Below are 253 nucleotides of genomic sequence, written 5' to 3'. Positions count from 1 at the left end.
GTTAGTTTTGAATTAAGAAAAGAGAAAATTAGTGCAAATGGATTAATACCGATCCAATTTATAGTTAGAGCAGAAGGCGTGAGAATTAGAAAGAATGTCGGAGCATCTGTTCTTGAAAAATATTGGGATGGATCAAGGGTTAAGCCTAATGCTAAACGAGAAACGAGTAATAATTATCAATTTATAAATGATAAGCTACAAAACACAGAAGAAAAAATAAATGATATATTTTTCTTTTTCAGAGCGAATAAAC

General features: G+C 30.0%; 1 protein-coding gene. It reads left to right on the top strand.

Going from position 1 to position 253, the window contains the following annotated elements; genetic code table 11:
* The coding region (locus SB752_RS32945; RefSeq protein WP_410719586.1) for an Arm DNA-binding domain-containing protein at positions 1-253 on the top strand (253 nt) is incomplete at both ends.

Origin of the sequence: Brevibacillus sp. SIMBA_040, assembly GCF_046535075.1 — a bacterium.
Lineage (GTDB): Bacteria > Bacillota > Bacilli > Brevibacillales > Brevibacillaceae > Brevibacillus.
Note: the sequence above shows the minus strand (reverse complement) of the source record. Positions and strands in the feature narration are given on the sequence as shown.